This window comes from Paraburkholderia sp. EG286B (assembly GCF_040965655.1).
In the GTDB taxonomy this organism is placed as follows: Bacteria; Pseudomonadota; Gammaproteobacteria; order Burkholderiales; family Burkholderiaceae; genus Paraburkholderia.
In genome coordinates this window covers 1-6,007 of record NZ_JBFRCF010000073.1, presented here as the reverse complement: position 1 = coordinate 6,007, position 6,007 = coordinate 1, and the positions used below count along the sequence as shown (strand labels likewise).

Annotated in this window: 5 protein-coding genes; 1 reads left to right on the top strand and 4 read right to left on the bottom strand. The window is 61.8% G+C overall.

Annotated features, from left to right (window positions below; genetic code table 11):
• Positions 1–251 precede the first annotated feature (251 nt).
• Complete coding sequence (locus AB4Y42_RS43355) at positions 252–1,421, top strand: IS91 family transposase (protein ID WP_368697780.1); 1,170 nt, start codon at positions 252–254, stop codon at positions 1,419–1,421.
• A 431-nt stretch (positions 1,422–1,852) separates the two neighbouring features.
• On the opposite strand, the gene AB4Y42_RS43350 is transcribed toward AB4Y42_RS43355, so the two are convergent.
• The 4 genes from AB4Y42_RS43350 to AB4Y42_RS43335 all read right to left on the bottom strand — a co-directional run bounded on the left by AB4Y42_RS43350 (position 1,853) and on the right by AB4Y42_RS43335 (position 5,024).
• On the bottom strand, positions 1,853–2,311 hold the full coding sequence (locus AB4Y42_RS43350; protein ID WP_368697779.1) for a hypothetical protein: 459 nt from the start codon (positions 2,309–2,311) through the stop codon (positions 1,853–1,855).
• Between the two features lie 98 nt (positions 2,312–2,409).
• Positions 2,410–3,786 carry a hypothetical protein gene (locus AB4Y42_RS43345; RefSeq protein ID WP_368697778.1) on the bottom strand — a complete coding sequence of 459 codons (1,377 nt, stop codon included), beginning with the start codon at positions 3,784–3,786 and terminating at the stop codon, positions 2,410–2,412.
• A 670-nt stretch (positions 3,787–4,456) separates the two neighbouring features.
• The gene (locus AB4Y42_RS43340) at positions 4,457–4,756 is read right to left on the bottom strand and encodes a type II toxin-antitoxin system RelE/ParE family toxin (protein WP_368697777.1); all 300 of its coding nucleotides are present in this window, start codon (positions 4,754–4,756) and stop codon (positions 4,457–4,459) included.
• Positions 4,743–5,024 (bottom strand): type II toxin-antitoxin system ParD family antitoxin, encoded by a 282-nt coding sequence (locus AB4Y42_RS43335; RefSeq protein WP_368697776.1) that lies wholly within the window; start codon positions 5,022–5,024, stop codon positions 4,743–4,745. The genes AB4Y42_RS43340 and AB4Y42_RS43335 overlap by 14 nt, the downstream gene beginning before the upstream one ends.
• Positions 5,025–6,007 lie beyond the last annotated feature (983 nt).

The window sequence follows — 6,007 nt, the reverse complement described above, 5'->3', positions numbered from 1 at the left end:
GAGTGCCTGCAAGGAAGCATGCCAATGTCTAGCACCGAGGTGGCATCTTCACGAAAAGCGAGGACCTTCGATCTGAGCTGGACATAGTTCGGGGCGGGACATAGTTCGGGGCGGGACATAGTCGAGCCTATTGACTGCTGGCAATAGGCTGGAGACCACCGCGCTGTACGTGCAGGTCGCCACCGACCTCCTGCGCGAAGTCATCAGTCCACTGGAGCGCCTGCCCTCCGAGTAACGCGGCGCAGTAGCTCATGCTGGAGGTCGCGGACATCTTCCGCGTCCAGGGCCCGGCATGGCGGCGTACGGTGTCGCTGAGCCTGGGGCAGCTGAAGGTCATGTCGGCCATCGAACAGTGCCGCACCGCGGCGCTGGGGGGACACGTGTTGCGCTGTTCCGGCTGCGCGCGCACCGAGATCGCCTACAACTCCTGCCGCAACCGCCATTGCCCCCGGTGCCAGGGCAGTGCCGCACGCCGCTGGCTCGAGGCACGCCAGGCCGACCTGCTGCCGGTCGAGTACTACCACGTCGTCTTCACGCTACCCGCGCCGATCAGCGCCATCGCCTGGTACAACAAACGGATCATCTACGGCCTGCTGCTCGACATCGCCGCCGACACGCTGCGCACGATCGCTGCCGATCCCAGGCATCTCGGTGCGCAGATTGGCGCCACGCTCGTGCTGCACACCTGGGGCTCGGCGCTCACGCATCATCCCCACGTGCACGGTATCGTTCCGGGTGGCGGCCTGTCACCCGACGGCGAGCGGTGGATTGCCTGCCGGCATGGCTTCTTCCTGCCGGTGCGCGTGCTCTCACGCCTGTTCCGCAGGTGCTTCCTCGAGGCACTTGAGCAGGCACACCGGGGTGGCCGGTTGCAGTTCTTTGGCGAATATGCCGGACTCGCCGACCCGGCTGTCTTTGCCCGGTGGGTTGCGCCACTGCGCACCTGCGAATGGGTCGTGTATGCGAAGCGTCCCTTTGCCGGACCCGAAGCGGTACTCGCGTACCTCTCCCGCTATACACACCGCGTGGCGATCTCCAGCCAGCGCCTGCTCGCGTTCGATGAGCGCGGCGTGACGTTCCGCTGGAAGGACTACCGTGCGAAGGGGCGCACCCGCTACAAGACCATGACCCTCGAGGCCGCCGAGTTCATGCGCCGCTTCCTGCTGCATGTGCTGCCTGGCGGGTTCCATCGCATCCGTCACTATGGACTGCTTGCAAACCCGGTGCGTCGTGTCAGTCTCGCGAAGGTGCGTGAACTGCTGCAGGTCGCGGCAGAGGTCAACGCATCACCCGAAGAATCCCCCGTCGAAACGCGACCGGCCTTCATCTGCCGGCACTGCGGCGCACCGATGATCATCATCGACATCCTTGCGCGGACCGCGCCGATTCGCGCGCCACCCACGCCCTGGGGCGGGACATGAAGATAACTGTTCCTGAACGGGCGACCCGACCATCGGCCCGGTGGCATTGCCGCCCACGAGCGGACGTTTGCGCCTGGCACTTCGCGCACACTCGCGCCCGTCTGCTTAGACTGCCCGATTGCGTGGTTGCGCCGCTTCGTCACCGCGTCACGGTCCATCTGCCACACCGTCCGAGCGCTCATCAGGCAACGTCCCCGAACATTGCGGGCTATCAATCACCATAGCCTTCGCGACTTCGACCACATCGGAACACTCCGCGGTTTCCTCCCTTCTGGTTTGTTCGACGCCTGCCCGCACGCTCCGTCGCGCGTCTGCAAGCCCGCAGACATGGGCAGGCGTCGAACAAACCTCAAGACCAGCGGAAACTGGGCGGGTGATGCCGCAGGTGCGCGGCGCAAGGATTGTGGGAGCAAAAGCAGATGAGCGATGAACTAAGGGCGAAGATTGGCGCTGTCGCGGGCAAGCTTGTGCAGGAAGCGATGACGACCGGACTGACGTGGGAAGAGATCGTCGCCGCCTTTGGCCTGGCCGCGAAAGCGACCGCTCAGGCCGCCGCGAGTGCGGGCGATGCGCCGGCCGATGAATGGGTTGCACGCGCGCGTAGCTGTCTGGAAGATGCCTTCGAGCAGGACGTCCACGTCGTCATTGCGGATGGCCGCGCGCCAATGGGCGAAGCCGAAGCCGACGAGAATCCGCTTCTGGCAACTGCCCGCCGTCGCCACATGTCCAGACTCCACTGAGCCGCAGGCGAACTCCGCGCCGCGGACAGCCTGGCACACGCTGTTCAGTATGCCCAGGAAAACCCGGGAGAAAAATCCGGTCTCCGCCATCCCCGGCAGCGTCAGATGAATGACCTCTCCGGTCAGCCCGGCAACGCAGGTCGATGGCAAGTCGACCTGACTCAGCGCAATTTTTTGCGTGGCGGGAGCCGGTCACCTCGATGCGCTTTGTGCGGCATGGCGCGGGGAGCCTGGTACGCGATACCGGCTCATAGCAGGATCGCCTGCTGCAGCAGTTCCAGCGCTCTCAGTTCGTCCAGGCGACCCGTGCGTGCCTTGCCTGCCAGCGTCTTGATCAAGGCTTCCGCTATCGGCTCGATACCGTGAAGATTGTCCAGACTCGTCACGCAAGCGTAGGGGAGCGCTGCCGGGTTGCGCTGCGGTACTGCGGACGCGGCGAACGACTCTGGGGTTGCCCGTGTAGCTGCCGGCGCCCCGTCACCACCTTCTTCAGGCAGGTGACCGGTAACGTCGTCGGGAAAACCATTTACATGATCTTGCGCGCTGGTAACGATCGCCTCTTGCTCTCGTGCGACATCCGCCGAGACAGGAGAGGGGCTCTCTGGATCGGCCGCCCGCGTGCGCCGCGCACGCGCCTTCGCACCGGCGGCCTTCGCTGGGACGTCATCGTTTGTTGCGGGCGCAACTGGTTCATGTAGTTGAGCGGATGCGCGTGCGCGCGAAGCAGGCGCAAGCATGCGCGACACCGACGCCGGAATATCGTCTTCGGAGCGCGGGGTGTCCAGCCAGCCAGCAGGCAAGCCAAGCCGCTCCGTGAACCGGTTGGCTTCGACAGCGTCCATGCGCTTCTTGCCATGCAGCCGGTGGGCCATGTTGGAGCCACTCAACTCCATAACCACACCCAGTCTTGCTTTCGATCCGTTGCGACTCGTGAGAACGTGGAGGTTGGCGCGCCGGATGTTTTCTACATCGGCCCCATCGTTGAGTGCCAGCGACTGCTGCCGGGCCGATTCAGGAGACGTCCTGGATTTCGAACGCGAAGCTTTTCGCGGCGTACGAGCGTCGGGCTGTCCGGCCGTTTCGCCTGGACTGGTCTTGACGGCCCTGGGCGTACCACCGGTTGCTTTCCTTGGCATTTGCGCTTCCTCGGACAAACTGTCTTCAAGAGAGGGTTGCGGGTCGACGGTCTGGACAGAAGCCGGCTTGCGTGCTTCGGACTCTCCGTCTGGTTCCTCGTCGGGTTGAACGAAATCGAGCGGTGACTTCAGTCGGGCAATGGTCTCGGCTGCGAGCCCAGGATTGGGCTGGTCAAAAAATCCTTGTGGCAACCCAAGCGTGGTTTCCATGTGAAAGGCGGTCTCGGGAGTGAACCTCTCGCCCTTCATCAGTTCGGCAACGCGCGTCATGCTGGATTCAAGTGCGATGGCGATATTCTCTGCGCCTACCGTATCGACCAGAAACTGGAACGACCGTGTCTTGAAAATGGAGGCGGTCTGGGCGGAGTCCTGAGCAGGCGCCTTCACATACGGCTGTCCCGGCCGCCTGGGCTGTGACTTCCTTTCCTGGCGAGCCTGGCGTTGGCCGCTGTCGCGGGATCCCGCATATCGCCCGCGGGCTTGATTCATAAAGTAGGGCTCCATGCGCTCGCTGATATCCTTAAGGTGTTGATTATAGACGCGGCGATGTTGGTATTTGATGCGTCATTCGCACGATGACGCGTAAATGTACGCCCGGGTGAGGCTGGCGGGCTCCTTGATGTACCGGATCTCCGGGAGCGGATATGAAATTGATAGGATAACGAATGAAGTGCCGAAAAAATTTCAGGTAACCATTCATGGATCCGCGATGAACCCGGCGCCCTGGTCAACGGTGCCGACGGCAAACCGATATCCCTTTCAAGGCAGGGCGCGGCATTCTGATTATCACAGGAATCGGCGCTTCGGCGAATGGAGCGGGGGCTCTACTGACCTGCTCATCACGCTGGCCGCCGTCGGCCGGCAGTTCGATCACTCGAGCATTTACGGGTGCAACGTGCTTCGTCTGACAAGTCACTGGGGAGGATTTTCAGTTCCCGGTGATTCGAAAAGTCGCGGCGAATACTCGCGTTTTAACGGCGGACGTTTGTACGGACGTGTTTTGAGAACGTAAGCGACGCCCGAACGTCGCGCTCGCACGCTGACGAATGGCCGTAGATGGTTTCACCCGCTGAACTATGACGCACAGCTGCCGCAGGCGCCCGGGAGCTTTCTTGAATGGCACCCACCCTTCAAGCAGTTTTTCCGGGAAAAACGCGGGTCATTCCAGATGACGCGGCACATCCATCCGGCAATGCAGGACACGCACGACGAAAACCGTGGTTTCTTCGAGCCTGTAGAAGATCAAATGGCTCCCCGCCTGGAGGCATTTGTAGGAGTCCAGATCATGGGTGTGTCCGATGTTGGGATTGGCCTGAATGGTCGCGAGGCAGTTGTCCAACAGATCGCTGTAATCGTGCATCTGCCGCTCGCCCCAGGTCAGAAGCGTATAGACAAGGATGTCCTCGATGTCGTGCTCGGCCTGGGCGGCGAGCTCTAGCCGATACTCAGGGAGTGGCATCAGACTTCGGCTTCTCGCCAGAGGCTGCGCGGCCTGCGGCCCGCTCTCGAACGGCTTGCATTAGGCCCCTGGAATAGGTTTTGGTGCGGCCTTGCGCAATGTCGTCTTCACCCAGCTGGAGGGCGGCCAACAGTTCGACATGGCGCTCCTCGCTTTCGCGCAAGCGGCGGACGGCGTCGCGGACCAGCTCATTTGCGTTGCTATATAGCCCGCCTTCCACGCTTCGCTTGATGAAGCTTTCGTCGACTGGCGCGAAGTTGATATTCATGACACCCCCATACAGAGCAATCTTTGTGCGATCTTTATACAATATTTGCTCATTTTTGGCAAGAAGGCACAGTTTTTAGTGCCACATTATGGTCATCCCGACCCACTCAATGCTCGCAACCCCGCCGACCGTGGGCCGGCCCCCGTTCAATATGTTGTCGTGGTGGCCTCGATGGACCTGTCGCCGATCGTCATCAGCATGCGATTCGCGCGGGGTTGACCCCGCAGGCCGATGCCGTCAGCCGCTCTGACGAAGGGCTGATGACTTGCTGAAGTCCTTGGCGAACGTCCGCGCTTCCCCTCCCAGGCAACACCCGCCGCCCGCCTGGGGGTATCTCATGCGATGACCTTCTGCTCTGCGGCAGCCTGCTCGCGCATGCGATGGGCTACCACCTCACTCGCGAGGTGGTAGCCGGGCAGTTGCACCATCAAGCAGCTAACCGTTGTGGATGGAAGCGTGCGCAACCCAAAGTCGGAGCTTCAACGGCAAGCATCTTCCGGCCATGGAGCAAAGCGAGCCGCAGCTTTCCGCATGAAAGCGACGTTTGAATGTTCGGCTGAGTGAGCGGGCGAACGGTTGAATATGGCCGAGAGCACCAGTTCGACGAGTCTCGACAGACCGGACGTTGAAATCATCGAAGACACTTCGTGCCCTCAGCCCACGTGCTCCCATTGGCAAGCTGGTGGCTCTGGAAAAATATAGTCTAACTAAATGTGCGCCGTCTGGCTCTACGAGGGAGTGTGAACCAGGCGCAGGGTTTTCTATGCGCCCTGTCACGATTGTGATCGGCCCGCTGGTAGCGACAGTCCATGCGCCTGCATCGGAGTGAGGGGCTGTGCGGTTGGCAGTGCGTGAGAGCTGTTGACGGCTGTGTAATTCCGACACTAAACGGCGGCGCAAGGTCGAGTAAATCGCTCAACACCGAATGGGCCGCCGATGTCGGCCACCGGTGAGCGTTGATTCAGAACGGGTCCGCGATATCG

Coding starts and splice junctions, on each gene's coding strand:
- AB4Y42_RS43355 (WP_368697780.1), top strand. CDS start 252: ATGCTGGAGGTCGCGGACATCTTCCGCGTCCAGGGCCCGGCATGGCGG.
- AB4Y42_RS43345 (WP_368697778.1), bottom strand. CDS start 3,786: ATGAATCAAGCCCGCGGGCGATATGCGGGATCCCGCGACAGCGGCCAA.
- AB4Y42_RS43340 (WP_368697777.1), bottom strand. CDS start 4,756: ATGCCACTCCCTGAGTATCGGCTAGAGCTCGCCGCCCAGGCCGAGCAC.
- AB4Y42_RS43335 (WP_368697776.1), bottom strand. CDS start 5,024: ATGAATATCAACTTCGCGCCAGTCGACGAAAGCTTCATCAAGCGAAGC.